This window comes from Paenibacillus sp. JT22N15, from assembly GCF_059383755.1.
In genome coordinates this window covers 614,640-629,816 of record NZ_JBXENV010000001.1, presented here as the reverse complement: position 1 = coordinate 629,816, position 15,177 = coordinate 614,640, and the positions used below count along the sequence as shown (strand labels likewise).

General features: G+C 46.3%; 14 protein-coding genes. 12 read left to right on the top strand and 2 right to left on the bottom strand.

Annotated features, from left to right (window positions below; all coding sequences use genetic code 11):
* Position 1: 1 nt before the first annotated feature.
* The 9 genes from AC50X8_RS02785 to AC50X8_RS02745 all read left to right on the top strand — a co-directional run bounded on the left by AC50X8_RS02785 (position 2) and on the right by AC50X8_RS02745 (position 10,864).
* Positions 2-2,332 (top strand): PEP/pyruvate-binding domain-containing protein, encoded by a 2,331-nt coding sequence (locus tag AC50X8_RS02785; protein WP_494878479.1) that lies wholly within the window; start codon positions 2-4, stop codon positions 2,330-2,332.
* A complete protein-coding gene (locus AC50X8_RS02780) occupies positions 2,329-2,958 on the top strand; it encodes a gamma-glutamyl-gamma-aminobutyrate hydrolase family protein (RefSeq protein ID WP_056030398.1) in 630 nt (209 codons plus the stop codon). The genes AC50X8_RS02785 and AC50X8_RS02780 overlap by 4 nt, the downstream gene beginning before the upstream one ends.
* Positions 2,936-3,709 (top strand): class I SAM-dependent methyltransferase, encoded by a 774-nt coding sequence (locus tag AC50X8_RS02775; protein ID WP_494878477.1) that lies wholly within the window; start codon positions 2,936-2,938, stop codon positions 3,707-3,709. The genes AC50X8_RS02780 and AC50X8_RS02775 overlap by 23 nt, the downstream gene beginning before the upstream one ends.
* A gap of 17 nt (positions 3,710-3,726) precedes the next feature.
* Entirely contained in the window at positions 3,727-4,464 is a 738-nt protein-coding gene (locus tag AC50X8_RS02770) for a phosphocholine cytidylyltransferase family protein (RefSeq protein ID WP_494878475.1), read from the top strand.
* A 230-nt stretch (positions 4,465-4,694) separates the two neighbouring features.
* Positions 4,695-5,540, top strand: a complete 846-nt coding sequence (locus tag AC50X8_RS02765; RefSeq protein ID WP_494878473.1) for a hypothetical protein — start codon at positions 4,695-4,697, stop codon at positions 5,538-5,540.
* Positions 5,537-6,052 carry an adenylyl-sulfate kinase gene (locus tag AC50X8_RS02760; RefSeq protein WP_494878471.1) on the top strand — a complete coding sequence of 172 codons (516 nt, stop codon included), beginning with the start codon at positions 5,537-5,539 and terminating at the stop codon, positions 6,050-6,052. Before AC50X8_RS02765 ends, AC50X8_RS02760 begins: the two co-directional genes overlap by 4 nt.
* Positions 6,053-6,086: 34 nt before the next feature.
* Positions 6,087-6,896 (top strand): helix-turn-helix transcriptional regulator, encoded by an 810-nt coding sequence (locus tag AC50X8_RS02755; protein ID WP_494857885.1) that lies wholly within the window; start codon positions 6,087-6,089, stop codon positions 6,894-6,896.
* A gap of 172 nt (positions 6,897-7,068) precedes the next feature.
* Positions 7,069-9,291 (top strand): helix-turn-helix domain-containing protein, encoded by a 2,223-nt coding sequence (locus AC50X8_RS02750; RefSeq protein WP_494858757.1) that lies wholly within the window; start codon positions 7,069-7,071, stop codon positions 9,289-9,291.
* A 163-nt stretch (positions 9,292-9,454) separates the two neighbouring features.
* Positions 9,455-10,864: a phosphodiester glycosidase family protein gene (locus AC50X8_RS02745; RefSeq protein ID WP_494857887.1), complete on the top strand. Its 1,410-nt coding sequence runs from the start codon at positions 9,455-9,457 to the stop codon at positions 10,862-10,864.
* Positions 10,865-11,070: 206 nt separating this feature from the next.
* On the opposite strand, the gene AC50X8_RS02740 is transcribed toward AC50X8_RS02745, so the two are convergent.
* Positions 11,071-11,355, bottom strand: coding sequence for a hypothetical protein (locus AC50X8_RS02740; RefSeq protein WP_494857888.1), 285 nt, complete (start codon positions 11,353-11,355; stop codon positions 11,071-11,073).
* Positions 11,356-11,589: 234 nt separating this feature from the next.
* Between AC50X8_RS02740 and AC50X8_RS02735 the strand changes: the two genes are divergently transcribed.
* Positions 11,590-12,618, top strand: coding sequence for an HRDC domain-containing protein (locus tag AC50X8_RS02735; RefSeq protein WP_494878469.1), 1,029 nt, complete (start codon positions 11,590-11,592; stop codon positions 12,616-12,618).
* A gap of 408 nt (positions 12,619-13,026) precedes the next feature.
* Complete coding sequence (locus AC50X8_RS02730) at positions 13,027-13,488, top strand: chemotaxis protein CheX (protein ID WP_056030374.1); 462 nt, start codon at positions 13,027-13,029, stop codon at positions 13,486-13,488.
* 98 nt (positions 13,489-13,586) lie between these two features.
* Here AC50X8_RS02730 and AC50X8_RS02725 read toward each other — a convergent pair whose 3' ends face one another.
* Complete coding sequence (locus AC50X8_RS02725) at positions 13,587-14,228, bottom strand: DUF2625 family protein (protein ID WP_056030371.1); 642 nt, start codon at positions 14,226-14,228, stop codon at positions 13,587-13,589.
* A gap of 149 nt (positions 14,229-14,377) precedes the next feature.
* Here AC50X8_RS02725 and AC50X8_RS02720 point away from each other — a divergent pair, with 149 nt between their 5' ends.
* A complete protein-coding gene (locus AC50X8_RS02720) occupies positions 14,378-15,151 on the top strand; it encodes an SDR family NAD(P)-dependent oxidoreductase (protein ID WP_056030368.1) in 774 nt (257 codons plus the stop codon).
* Positions 15,152-15,177 lie beyond the last annotated feature (26 nt).

Sequence of the window (15,177 nt, the reverse complement as noted above, 5' to 3'; positions counted from 1 at the left end):
GTTGATCCTATTCGGTACAAAATCAGAAACGTTGGAGAGGCTTGAGAGACTAGTCAAGTGTGCAATCGTTCTACCCCAGCTTCAATTTACCGCCTATGAGTGGCGTTATCGCCAATCGGAAATTTTAGACAGCCTTAAGCAGCTTTCATGGTCGGGGGCGCCACTCATTGTACGAAGCAGCGCGGCTTGGGAGGATGGAATTGCCGCTTCCTATGCAGGGCGTTATGATTCCGTTCTTGACGTAAATGGAGAGAGTGAAGCCATACAGGCAGTTAACAGGGTGCTTGCATCCTATCAAGACGATGCTCCGGTCCATCATGTCTTCATACAGCCTATGCTTCCATATGTTGCGATCAGCGGCGTCGCCTTTAGCGTCAACCCTAATAATGGCGGCAATTATATCGTCATCAACTACGATGATGTCAGCGGCGCAACCGATGCTGTCACCTCAGGCACAACCAATCATCTTAAAACCTATCATTATTTCAAGGGCTCGCCACTGCCTGCAGTGAGGCCACTGAATCAAATTGTTGACTTGATGGATGAACTGGAGCACATATTTGAAACACCCAGGCTGGATATTGAGTTTGCAGTGGACAAGGCGGGCAAGCTGTATCTTTTTCAAGTTCGACCCTTGTTATTAACCTGCGATTTAGCAAGCCTTGACCATCAATCTGCGATACTAAAACGGATCTATGACAAAGTAGGACAAGGTCAAGCGAGGCAGCCGTACCTTTATGGACACAAAACGGTCTATGGTGTCATGCCAGACTGGAATCCAGCCGAAATCATCGGCATTCGGCCCCGGCCGCTCGCGCTATCGCTGTACAAAGAATTAGTGACGGACAGCATATGGGCCTATCAGAGGAGTCGATACGGATATAAGAATGTCAGGAGCTTTCCTCTGCTCATCGATCTGGGAGGGTTTCCATATATCGATGTAAGAGTCAGCTTCAATTCTTTTTTGCCAAAGGAGCTGGATGCCGAATTAAGCGAGAAGCTCCTGAATTATTATATGCAAAGCTTGATCGATAACCCCCAGAATCATGACAAGGTCGAGTTTGAGATCATATTTTCTTGTTTTACCTTTGATCTGGATACCAGGTTGGAGATTCTCTATGAGCATGGATTCACAAAGCCGGAATTGAAGCAGCTTAGTCTTTGTCTGAAGGATCTCACGAATCATATCGTATGTACGGAAAATGGCTTGTTACAAAATGATCTGAGTAAAATCAATGAGCTGGAAGCAAGGCGTTCGGAATTGCTGGACAGCTCAATCGACAAGGTTTCGAAAATTTATTGGCTGCTGGAGGATTGCAAGCGTTATGGTACGCTGCCATTCGCCGGGCTGGCAAGAGGGGGATTCGTAGCCGTACAAATGCTTAGATCCCTCGTCTCCATTGGTATTCTTTCGGAAAGCGACTACCATCGTTATATGAGCAGTCTGGAGACAGTCAGTACACAAATCAGTATAGATTACGCTCAGCTAGACATGGAGGAATTTCTAGCGAAGTATGGACATTTACGACCTGGAACCTATGAGATCTGCTCGCCTCGTTATGACGAAGCGCCGGATCAGTATTTTGAATTTTCTTCTTCGCGCGAGCTTAACCGTGTGATAGAGAAGCCATCCTTCTTTCTTTCGCTTGCTCAATATAAACGGATTCAGGCTTTGCTGACAGAGCACGGTCTATTAGACGGCAATGTGCTTGGACTATTCGACTTTTTTAAGACCGCGATTGAGGGAAGGGAATATTCCAAGTTTGTATTTACAAAAAGCTTGAGCGAGGCTATTCGGCTATTCGGCCAATTGGCGGAGGAATACGGTATTTCGAAGGAGGAGGCTTCCTTTGCCAATATTGAGGTGATCAAGCGGGCTTACGAGTCAGATTGCGATATACAGGACTTGCTGCTGAAGAGTATTAAGGCTGGCAGACAAAGATATGAGGCGACCTTGCAGCTGGAGCTGCCGCCATTGATCACCGAGCCGTCTAATGTATGGTTTTTCAGTCAACCGGAGCTTGAGCCGAATTTTATTACCATGAATCAGGTAACCAGCAAGATTGCATTTTCGCATGAAGATCATGAAAGCTTGCGGGGAAGCATTTTATTCCTTCCGAGTGCCGATCCCGGTTATGACTGGATTTTTTCCAAAGGAATCGCTGGCCTGGTAACGATGTACGGAGGCGTCAATTCACATATGGCTATTCGTGCTGGCGAGCTGTCGATTCCCGCGGTAATTGGAGTAGGAGAAAATTTGTATAACCACTACGGCAATGCCAAGGTGCTTGCCATCGATTGCGCGGGAAAAAACATGAGGATCATCCAATGATTATGATTGGCATTACGATGCGTGTCGAAGAGGTAGCAAGCCATGGTGAGCGAAGAGACGCTATTGACCAAAGCTGGATCAACCTTTTAGCCACCTGCGGCTATACGCCGATTTTGCTGCCGAATCATTTGCCAACCGTTCAGGAAATGCTGCGTAGTCTGCCGATCAGAGGCATGATTATGACGGGAGGCAACGATCTTCTAAAGTATGGCGGGAGGTCACCGGAGAGGGATGAGGTAGAGCGATTTCTCATTCAATATGCATGTGACAGCGGCAAACCGCTGCTGGGCGTATGTAGAGGCATGCAAATGCTTCAGGATTTCTGGGGCATTGAACTTGCGAGAATCGAAGGCCATGTTGCGGTGCATCATGCTGTGCACACGAACGAAGGCAGCTGGAGCAAGAACAGCTATCACCGCTACGGAGCCCGGAAGTCTGTGGAGAAGCTCGTTGTAACCGCAAGGGCTGCCGACGGGACCATTGAGGCGGTAATGCACAAGCAAGCCAGCATCAAAGGGATTATGTGGCATCCAGAACGGGAAATGCCGTTCGAGCCAAGCGATATGAGCATGATAAAACAATTATTTGGAGGAGAGAATGAGAATGAGTATGATGATGCACGGTGATTTTACTTTGCTGGCCAAACAATATGTCAACCGACCAGGTTATTCGGAAGATATTCTCCATGCGCTGATGTCGCATACGGGAGCAGCTAACGAGGGCTTTGTGGCAGCAGATGTAGGTGCGGGAACGGGGAAGCTAACCGAAATACTGGCTAAGCTAGGGATGAGGGGTGTAGCTGTCGAGCCTAACGATGCGATGCGGGAAGAAGGTATTCGTCTGGATACTTGCAATAAGCAGTTTGCTTGGCAAAAAGGTTTTGCGGAGGAAACGGGCCTAGCGAATGATTCGGTAAACTGGGTGTTTATGGCCTCTTCCTTTCATTGGACTGATCAAAAGCAAGCGTTAAGCGAGTTTCATCGTATCTTGAAAGAAGGCGGACATTTTACAGCTTTATGGAATCCGCGGGATGTTGAGCGAAATGAACTGCAACAGCAGATTGAAAGCATAATAAAACACTATGTCCCTGATTTAAAGCGTGTTTCATCAGGCTCGCAGAGCCACATGAGCGGCGTCGAGGAGGTGCTGTTATCTACGGGGCAGTTCGATCGCTTAATATTTATGGAGGCTCCACATACCGTTGTTATGACAAAAGAACGTTATTTGAACGCTTGGCGTTCGGTAAATGATATTCAGGTGCAAGCGGGGCAGATTCTGTTCGAGAAAATTATGGATGAGATCAGCCTATGCTTAAGCCATATGGATGAAATTGAGGTGCCTTACAAGACAAGAGCTTGGACAGTCCAAGCGATATAGAAAGCGGGATGCATGAGATGAAAGCTATTCTATTGGCGGCAGGACGTGGAAGCAGATTAGGCTCCCATACCCTGCATGAGCCGAAATGCCGCACCATGCTGCTAGGCAAACGATTAATTGATCGACAGCTTGAAGCGTTCCACGAGGCTTCCATCCGCGATATCGCGATCGTCCGCGGATATATGGCGGGTAGGATACAAGTGGCTGGAGCAACATACTTCGAGAATAGGGATTGGGAACGAACGAATATGCTTGCCAGTCTGTGCTGTGCTTCCGATTGGCTGGAGCGCGAGCCTTGCATCGTTAGCTATACCGATATCGTCTATACGTCTGAGGTTATTGAGCTTATGCTGGGCGCAGATGAAGATGACGATATTGTCATTCCTTACAATATCAACTGGCTTCCCTTATGGGAAGCCCGATTCCCTAATCCGTTAAGCGATGCCGAAACGTTCAGACTGGGGAGCGACAGCCGAGTGATTGAAATCGGGGACAGGCCAACAACTCTTCAGGAGGTGGAGGGGCAATTCATGGGGCTGCTCCGTATTTCGCCAAAGGGGTGGCGGATCATTCAGCAATTTCTCTCCATACAGGATCAAAGCCTAGTGGAGCGCATGGATTTGACAGCTTTGCTAGCCGGATTAATCGAACAGGGGATTGCCATTAAGGCAATTCCTTATCGCGGACTATGGTTAGAGGTTGATCACGAATCAGACCTGCTGCTCTATGAGAACGAGTATGGAGACAGGCTATAAACCGGAAGGAGGGAATTACGGTGTTCCAACTGGACTTTGTACCCTATAACAAGAACCGAATTGATTGTTACTGGAATAATGTAATCGCCATTTTAATGACGAGGGATTCGGCTTTTGAATGCTTGGTCCCTCTTATTACATCGCAATACGAAATAGAGATTCCGAGGTGTGAATTAATAACTGACGCAGCTTACAAGGAAAAACAAGAGAATGGGGAACTTGTCCCGTATATGACAAGGAATTTGCCAGACGAACTATACGATGAATATTTTCAGAAAGTAGAATTGTCACTCTATACAGATACCAATGTAGTTGAGCTCGTCAAAGGTTATTTGAATGAGGGCATGTATTGTATACTGCGATTGAATCGTTTCCATTTTCCCTTCTGCCTGGAATGCCGTAAAACGAATTTGATTCATCCCGTATTGATCTATGGGTATAGCGACGAGCTATCCACTTTCTATATGGTGGAAGACTGCATTCCACCAGGAAATATCATTAAGCATGAATTAAGCTACCAGGATTTCCAGCTTTCCTACGATTCGATTCCCGCAGATCAGTTGTTTGGATTGGGGCTACGCGTTATTAAGGAGCAGCTGGATCCGCAGTTTCCTTACAGAATCATTCAGTCGAACATCGAAAAACAGCTTTACGGCGAAACTGTCGTAACGGAGGAAAAGACGATAAAGAGAGGTCTAGGTGTATTGGAATACCTTCGCGATCAGTTTAGTGAGATTACTCTCTCTGCCAATGCCCTGAACTCCAGTGTGACTCACCGACTGACATACTCGTTATTTTATCAGGAACGCAATCTAATGCTGATTGACTATTTGCAAAAGCAAGGCATATTCGATCGTAATGACTATGATGAATTGCATAAGGGTTTCACTGATCTGTACAACAATTGGACGTTAATCCGAACCAAGGTCGTTCAATATTATGTCAAGCCGGATCGGCCAGATGCGCAAGCCTATGCATTGACTATGCGGCCTTATTTGGATGCTTGCATGAAAGAAAGCGAGCTTCTCATGCAGCTGTTAGATTGCTTGAATAGAGCCGAGGAGGGAACAAGTTGAACGAATCGGGCCGCGTATATTGGATTACGGGACTTGCGGGCTCAGGGAAAACCACAATAGGTAAACAAGTATATGCTAGGTTGAAGGCACAAAGCGATGCGGTTGTTTTTCTTGACGGCGATATGCTAAGGGAGGCTTTCGGCCATGATCTTGGCTACTCTATCGCTGACCGACACGTAAGTGCCATGCGTAATGCAAGGATGTGCAGGATGCTGGCTTTGCAAGGGTTGGATGTGGTATGCGCGACGATCTCTATGTTCCATTCCTGTCGGGCCTGGAACAAGGCGAATATTTCGCATTATTATGAAATCTACTTGCGCGTATCCAAAGATACGCTAATTGCTCGTAACCAGAAGGAGCTGTATACTGGGGCTTTGAATGGACAGGTACAGGAGGTTGTTGGTATGGATATGGATTTTGAAGAACCATCGCAGCCTGATTTAATTGTCTACAATGAGGAATCTGCTTCTTTAGAAGCAATTGTTAATCAAATCTTGAAGCTGCCTGAATAATCGGGATTTGGCGGAGAGACGGAGGAACAAGGTCATGTTGAAGATTCAATTCTATTCCTTAATATCTCAACAGTCGATTACGATAAACAGGAAGTCGCAACGTCCATTGCAGCTAATCCAAGGGGATCAAATCATGCTGCTGCTGGCGCTTAATCCAATGGAGCTAATGCAGGAGCAGCGATCCATTTCTTTAGGTAGAGAGGAGATTTTGCTTGCTACCGGGCCACTGTGCATCGCGCCACAGCATGATCTTACGATTAGCTATAAAGGGATTGTCTACAATATAGAAGGCGATCCCTCAGACGAGAAAGCGGAGTGGACGATTTCAATTACCAAACCGGCTGATCGGGAAATGGCACAGCAGCTATTGAAAAAGCCTGTTCAGACTGAACAGGATATCCATGCATTAGAGCGGTATCTTCGATTATTTATCCAGTCGAATCCGATAAGAAAAGGATGCGGAATGGAATCAGCCCGCAGGTCATATGAACAGGTCGACAAACGTATAAGTTTCGTTTATCGCTATATGCTGCTGCATTATGAGAAGCCGCTTACGCTTCACGACCTTTCGAAATTAGTAGGCTGCCATCCCGTCTATTTGAGCAGCGTGTATACGAGAGTGTATCAGGTATCCCCGATGCAGCATTTGCAGCAGATTCGTATGAGAAAGGCTAGCGTGTTTGTTCGAAGCACGACTATGAAAATGAAAGAAATCGCTCATTCGATAGGTTATGTATCCAGTTCCCAATTTGGCTCCATTTACAAACGTTATTATGGCGTTTCGCCGAATCGGGATCGCGTAGCGGCCATGATGAAGACGAATTGGATAGAACCCCATTATTGAGCCTTGCCATACGTCCCAAGTCGATGGGACGTTTTTTGTTGGAACTATACTTTACAAAGTATAAACTATAGGCACTCATCTTTTCTTTATTTTCCATATTATATATAATTGAGAAGGAGATTGGGCGATAGGTTAGACTGTCCGCAGAATGGGAGTGTTTTCTGTGAAGAAGATGAATTGGTATTACCGTATGATACTATCCTATACCTCTATTTTCTCTGTCGTCATTTCCTCCCTCCTATTTATTTTTTTTATGGTGCTGCATCACGATTCGGATAATAAATATATCGAGACTAATCAAGCCATTCTGGAACGGATGGTATATAACACGGACGCCAGCTTAAAGCTGATCGAACGAAATATGGCCAGCGAGCTCTTATCGGATAAATGGCTGCAGAAATTTTACTCAGAACGTCCAAAGACAGCCTTTGACGATTTTGAGATTCAGAAAAAATTAACGGAAATGAAAGCTTCCTTTCCATTACCTAATTCGATATATATCTATAATGAAGCTGAACAACGAATCATTTCCGATTCAGGTACATACTCCCTCCAATCATTTGGAGATATCTCCTTCATTCAGGCTAATTATGCGCAATCCACGACTGAGAAATGGACAGTCCCGCGATTAGTAGATGAATGGGGCTTCGACGAGAACTCGCAGAAGGTTGTTTCGCTCATGAAGCATTATTATCATGGGAATAAGAAGCAGGGCGCTATCGTTGTTAACGTGAAGGTTAACTCTATCTTGGATCATTTAAACAGCATAAGTGAAAGCGATTACAGTTCGTTTGGATTAATGGATAAAAGAAATTTTGATCTTGCAAATTCGAAGGAGGGGATAACTGACTCCACGAATATTGTTTATTCTGAATATACAGGCTGGGCATACTATTCGAGTAGTGCAGCTGATAAAAGTTATGCAGCGTTATCTGTTTTTTCCGGCAGATGGATGTTAATCGTGGTCATTATTATCGTATTGGCCCTTGCTGGTTTTACTCTAGTAACACATATTTACTATAAACCGATTCAAGCCATCCTCAATAAGATGGGGCAATGCTTCATGAGAAAAAGTGAAGAGGTCGGCGTGAATCATGTGAAAAACGAATTCACGTTCATTGAAATGGCATTGGATCAGCTGCTTAAGAAGTCCTCAGACTATGAAAGCTTGTATAAGGAAGATAGTCTGCTTCGCCAGCAACGTCTATTCTACGATTTGCTGGCAGGGCATCAGACCTTGACCGACAAGCAGTTCGAGACCCAAATGACTGTTCTTAACATGCCGTATCTATTCGATCGCCTCGGTGTCATCATCGTTGAAATGGATTATTATACACGTTTCACGGAAAAGTATAAACCAAGTGATCAGCAGTTACTCAAATTTATTATAGAAAACGCTTTTCACGATTTAGGACAGCAGTATAAGCTTTTTGTTTGGCATGCTTGGATGGAGCCGAATCGTATTGCGTTTGTTGTTCATCAATGCAAGTCAGAAACATCGGTTTTGAAATCTACAGCAGAGCTTGCGAGTGAATTTCAAGCCTGGATTGGGCACAATCTGGAGTTGACGGTAACGATAGGAATTGGTGCAGACTCAGATAGCATTGAGACAATCGCGGAATCGTATCGCAATGCTAAGGAGAATGTTTGTTTAAAGCCGGTTATAGGAACGAATACGGTGATTGATAATCGTGTAAGCTCAGGAAAAGTTAGTATTGACAAGTACGCCTATTTGCAAGCAATAGAGAGTATTGTACATTCGTTCCGAAAGAATGAATGCGATTGGAATGAAAAACTGATACAGCTGTTCAAGCAGCTAAGAGAGATGAGATTTGACAAACAGGAGATGTCTGCGTTCGTTCAAAGCTTTGTAATGCAAATGGAGAAAGAAATCAACGTATTGTATCCGGGAATTCAACAAATATGGAAGAATGAATTTCTGTATAAGTTCACAGAGCTTTGTAATCATCCGGAGACGTTGAACGAGCTTGAGGAAGAGCTTATGAGCACCATGTCGGCATTCGAAGCGATTGCAGCTCAAGATCGTCAAGCTAGAAGACATCATAGTATCGCTTTCCAAGCCAAAAGCTATATCGATACGCATTTTGCTGATCCTGTTCTTTCTCTTTCGGGGGTCAGCGCCTATCTTAAACTTCAGCCCAGTTCATTAAGCCAGCTTTTTAAGGAAGAGCTAGGCGAGAAATTTATTGATTACGTTCTGAGAGTCAGGCTTGAATATGCGAAACGTTTATTATCCGAGACGGATGAGCCGATTCAATCCATTGCGGAGCAGATCGGTTATCAGAACGTCATTTCATTTTACAGAGCATTCAAAAAGATTCAAGAAATTCCTCCAGGAGAATATCGAAACATACATCGAGTCCATTCGAAATGATGAAGGAAGCGATCTATTCTTCAAAAGAATTTGGAGGTCAGACGAAGCTATTTGCCTAAGGAATAGACAAAGTTGGACTAAATGGTTCACTTGTTCCCTAGTTCTGCCGATATAGGTATAAGAGCCTAATTTTGGAGTTGAATAGGGAGGACTAGAAACAGCAATGAAATCATTAAACCAGTCATCATGGAAAAAAAACATGCAGCGCACTGCCTTGGTCGGCGGAGCGGCAATTCTGCTGCTAAGCTCGGCGGGCGGCGAGACGGCCTATACCTTGGGCGGTGCGGCATATGCTGCTGAAGCACAATCGACAGTGAAAAATGTGACAATCACATACCCGGCATCCGCCGTAACGGTTGCGCTGAATGAAAGGCTTCCGCTGCTCGCGAAGCTGAAGCTGTCAGAGCCGGTGGCGCTGCGGTATGAATCAGGCAATGGCGCGGTAGCGCGCGTGAACAGCGATGGCGTTATTATCCCTGTTGCTGCAGGGAAAACTAAAATCCGCGTTCATGTGACTTCCGCTTCCTATAAGGGCAAGCTTGAGCTTCCGGTAACGATCCGCGGAGCATCAACTTCTTACAAGGCTGTAGCGGCTTCGAAGCGCGTATCCGCAGGGGGACGTTCCTTCAACGTTCAAACCGTAGCGATTCCTAAAGGAATGCCCGTAACAGCAGGCTTGTCTAGCAGAACGGTCGGGTTGACGCAGGGCTTATCTGGAATTGCTTCATTGTACAATGCAGCGGCCGCAATCAATGGCACGTATTTTGAATCCTATGGCGGCATTCCTGAGCCTTATGGCAACATTATTAGCGATGGCGTTGTCGAGCATATTGGAAATACGGGTACGAGCATTGGCTTTCAATGGGACGGGTCGGCGCTAATGGACACGCTGCAGGTGAAGATAAGCGGCAAAGTAAGCAGTGCCGGGAAATCCTCGCAAAGCTGGTACGTGTATTTCGTTAATCGGACGCCTACTCCAGGCAGAACGGCAGCCATCATGTATACGCCGAAGCGCGGAAGCAAAATCGGCATGACCACAGGCTCTGCCGTAACGGTGAGCAAAGGTGTCGTCACGAAGGTCAGCAAAAATACGAATGTCGAAATTCCGAAGGACGGATATGTCCTCTTCTTTACAGGTGAGGAGGAGCATTTGGCGAGCCGTTTCCAAAAAGGCAGTTACGTTGACTACACCGTCAGCTATAACGATGTTTCGGGCAAGGCGATTGACTGGAGCGAGGTGCATACCGCAATTGGTGCGGGCCCCCGTCTAGTGAAGGATGGCAAGCTGGCCGTTGATCCGGCGAATGAAGGTTTCGTGAGCCCGAAAATTTTGACCGATTCTGGCGCGCGAAGCGGAATTGCGATTATGAATGACGGTTCGATTTTGCTAGTTACAGTTCCGGCTGCGACGATAAAGCAATGGGGACAAATTATGGTCAGCTTAGGGGCTAAGCAGGCGATGAACTTGGACGGCGGCGCATCTTCCGGCTTGTATGCGAACGGCAAGCAAATTACGCCAGCCGGACGCGAGCTCAGCAATGCGCTTGTATTCAGCTCCTTGCCGAAATGGTAACGGCTGCTTCCAAGCTCCTTAATGGACAGCTTGACAGCACAACTATGACAGCATAGTGTGAAAAAGACTGTGGCCTGCATTGAAGCGGCAATAGCCAAAAAAGCGTTCAGCGAGACGTCGTCTCGCTGAACGCTTTTTTTCCGTTGCTAGTTGCTTTCCGGCTGTAGGTAGAACTTGTTGAACAGGCTTGAGCACATTAGCCGTCTCTAGCTTTGTTCCTCTTCTTCTGTCTCGGAGGAGAGCACAAATTCATCATCCGCTCCGGGATATTCACGTTTCAAATCGGCATGCAGCGAGCGGTTTTCATAGCTGAAACGGTTGTTAGGGCGCTGGTCTTGGCGCCAAGGCGAGCTTTTGCCCAGCGGAAGGCCTGGCCGCTCCGCTGCGTAAGGCCCTTCAGGGAATTCCTCCGGCACGAGGTCATTTCGCTGTGATTCTACGGTAGAGACATCGGTGGAGCGTTTGCGGTCTTCTTCGGTAAAACCGTCCATGTGGATCATCCTTTCCTAGTCCATCTTGCAATTACAACACCCGCGCTTTCATTGTTCCCTGTTCACAGGGCATCATGCAAAACATAAGGTTGCCGCCGTATATAAAGGCTTGTCAGATTGAAAATCATATGATAATATACTGCTAATCGAATATTTGAACGTGAGGAAGCACCTCTCTATTGCTCTGGTTGAGCTATGGGGAGGTGCTTTTTTTTTATGTCCTTTTATTCGAAAATGAAGCAGACTGGGAGAGATGAGAAGATGCAAATTTTCTTTTTGAACACATTTGAAAAATCCTCGATGGAGGAGGGCGTACAAACTGCGCAATTGTCAATTTGTGAACATGAGGGCATATGGTCGGTGCTATGGGCCGATGGCGAGCATACGGCAACTGCACCTGATGTCTGGTTTGAAGGCATCTCCTGGGAGGACATGCTGCTCGCCTTCCGCCATGGGGTGGCAGTACGAATGGGAGAGGGCTATACGCCCGTCATCGAATCTATGCTGGAAGGCCGGCGCAATACGGGAATGGGAAGCTTGCAGGCTATGGTGCAGTGTTATGGCGAGCTGAATGCGGATCAAGCCTTGTTTGAGCAATTAAGAGATTGGCGCAGAGCTAAAGCAGGAGGAGAGAAGAGGTCAGCTTACCTTGTTGCAACGAACCGGATGTTATGGATGTTCAGCACGTTTGTACCGCATACGGCCGAGGAGCTGCTGCAAATTCCCGGCTGGGGAGAGAGCAAGCAAAATCGATATGGGGCTGAAATTTTAGCGATTACAGAGAACCATGCGCGTGAAACCAGCTTTCCGCTCGACTGGGTAGAGCAGCAGCTGGACAAGGCAGATTTTACGAGGTGGCTGTACAAGCAGAAGGAAGTGAAATTCAAAAACGAGATGGACAAGCAGCTGCAGAAAAAGCGGATTATCAGCTGTTTGAACAGCGAGGAGACACTGGAGCAGCTAGGCGCAGGCCTCGAGCTGTCGCGCAGGGAAATAATGGACAGAATCGAGCAGCTTGAGGCTGAAGGCTATGATGTTGAGCCGCTTATTGCACGCGAGCTGCTGCATATGCCAGAGTCCGAGCAGCAGCTTGTCTGGGAAACGTTCGAGCAGTCGGGCGACCGTTACTTGAAGCCCGTGCTTCAGCAAGTTTACGGGGCTGAGGGCATGAAGCATGAACAGGTGGACATGCTGTATGAACGGCTGCGGCTGCTCAGAATCCGTTACCGCAAAGCTCATGCAAACCAGGCGCAAGCAATATAAATTCAGTTCGTTAAAGGATGGCGGGAGAGAGCTTCACCGGATTGGATGAATCAACGGGTGGCGTGTTATTCGTTATTTGTCCGAAGGAGTCGCGAGCCCGCCATCTGGCCAAATGGGCTGCGCATAACGCATATGCCTATTGCGATCCAGAATATGGTGCAAAGCAAAGCCGATTACATAGCTCTTTTACCTCGTTCATCTAGTACTTTATGTCCGAAAATAATAGGGGTCCATGCGTTTTGCACGAAAAAACCTCCAAATTGGATTGTAAAGCAATTGAAAATGAACATAAACTCATAGGTCTTAAGGTTCAAAAATGATAAAAATAGTATACTTGTCCTATTTATGAAAGTATAATGAGGTATATAAAAAATCGCGATCTTTGTCGAAAAGGAGCGTATTCCCGTTATGAAGGCTGAGTATATTAATCCGTTTCTTGAAGCGGCAAAAAGTGTAATTGAGCAGGTCATCCAGATAAAGCCATCGGCAGGGCAATTAGGCTTGAAAGATGTTAAATTCGTTGAAAATTACATTTGGATACAAATCGGCCTGAACGGACAAATGAACGCTGTTATCGTTTTTGGACTAAGCGAATCGGTAGCGATGAAGATGATATCGGCTATGATGGGCGGCTTCTCGATTTCTGAAATTGATGAAATGGGCAGAAGCGCCATTTCTGAGCTTGGCAACATGATTAGCGGGAATGCGAGCACGATGTTATCGAATCAAGGCGTCCATGTAGATATTACACCGCCGAAGGTTATTCAGTCTGCTGCAGCTGCTGGTTTTAAAGCACAGCAAGCATTAACCGTTCCGCTCCTTATGGAGGGAATTGGTGAATTGGATATTCAGGTGCTGGTAGCATCGTAATCGTAACGGCGAAAAACTCCTTCGGGAGTTTTTTTACATGTATAAGGTTTGATATAAGAGCTGAATTTATATTTTCATCTTTTTGCAGGCAAAGCTTTCTACGGCTGGGATAAAGTATTTAATGATTTGCCCATTTCCTGATGCAGCTCATAAAGCTCGAGTACGCTTACGGGCTTTTTGGATGCTTGCTCAATATTTTGCCCTTCGGCCGTCCATAGGTAGGGGAAGATGGAAAAGGCTTGATCGCCTTGTATCGTTTGGGAGTCCACAATCCAGCTGTCCCAGCGCATGGTCTTGTAAAATAATTGGAGATCGCCATTCAACGCCCAGCCTATGAACTCGGAATAAGTACATTCGGTATCTTCCCATTCAAGCGTATCAGGCGCCATATAAAAAACAGTTTTAAAATTGGAATGAATGGCGAAGAAGCCGCCAACTAGATCATAGGCTACGACTAAAATATTTTGAATGGGACTGTTCCATGTTGCTAAAGAGCCTGAAAGCCGCTCATTTCCTGCCCCTAATATTTTTAACCAGCCATAATCGACAAGTATTCCTCCGCATTCCAAGGCAATCGCGCCCAAATAGGAGCGATTCGTAACTTGCAGGTGCTCCAGCGTTTTTCTGCCATCATCGATCGAGCAGCTTACTATAGTAATGGGATTGACGGCTTCGGATACAAGGCTTTGAATTTCTCCCCATGCGTCCTCCGGCACCATTAATTCCTTGTAGGATTTCATTTTGTTTAACCTCCCTTTCCCTATTATTGTACTGAGGTAGAGGCCTATTGTCCAAAATCAAAAAATGGCGTGAGCCTATGCAATGTTTTGCAAAGGTTTCTTTGCTTAAAATGCCCTGATCAAGTAGAATTAGCTTTAGGTGATGACGGATGTTAAATGGCAAAGTTGTGCTTATTTCCGGCGCTTCCAGCGGGATTGGAGCGCTTGCTGCAAAGCAGCTTGCGCGGCGCGGCGCCATTGTGGTGCTGACCGGACGAAATGTGGAGAAGCTGAAAGCGCAAGTGGCAGAAATCGGCAGCAATAGCTCCTATTTTCAGATGGATGTAACGAGCATGGAAGATGTGCAGCAGGTCATTCAATCTGTCCTGCAAAAGCATGGGCGTCTCGATATTTTGATTAATAATGCTGGTTATGGACAGTTCGAATATTTTGAGACGATGCCGGTCGAGGCATTTGACCAGATGATGGATACGAATTATATGGGTATCGTTCGCTGCACGAAGGCAGTGCTGCCATATATGCTTTCCCAAGGCAGCGGTCATATCGTAAATATTGCCTCACTCGCAGGCAAGATCGGCTCAGCCAAGTCAACGGCCTACACGGCAACGAAGCATGCGGTGCTCGGCTTTACCAATTCGCTGCGGATGGAGCTGCGGGGCAAAGGGATTGTCGTATCGGCGGTTAATCCCGGACCGATTGACACGCCGTTTTTCTCGCTGGCAGATCCGTCAGGCAATTATGTGAAAAATGTCAGCTTCTTTATGATGAAGCCCGACTATGTAGTCAAAGCCATCGTGCGGCTTATTGAGCGCAGGAAGGCGGAAATTAATTTGCCGAAATCGGCGGCGTTTGGCATTAAGCTGTATCAGCTTTTTCCACGTCTAATTGACCGAGTATTCGGCGGTATGCTGGATCGAAAATAGTGTTTTGAACAAGAGAGGACTCGAAC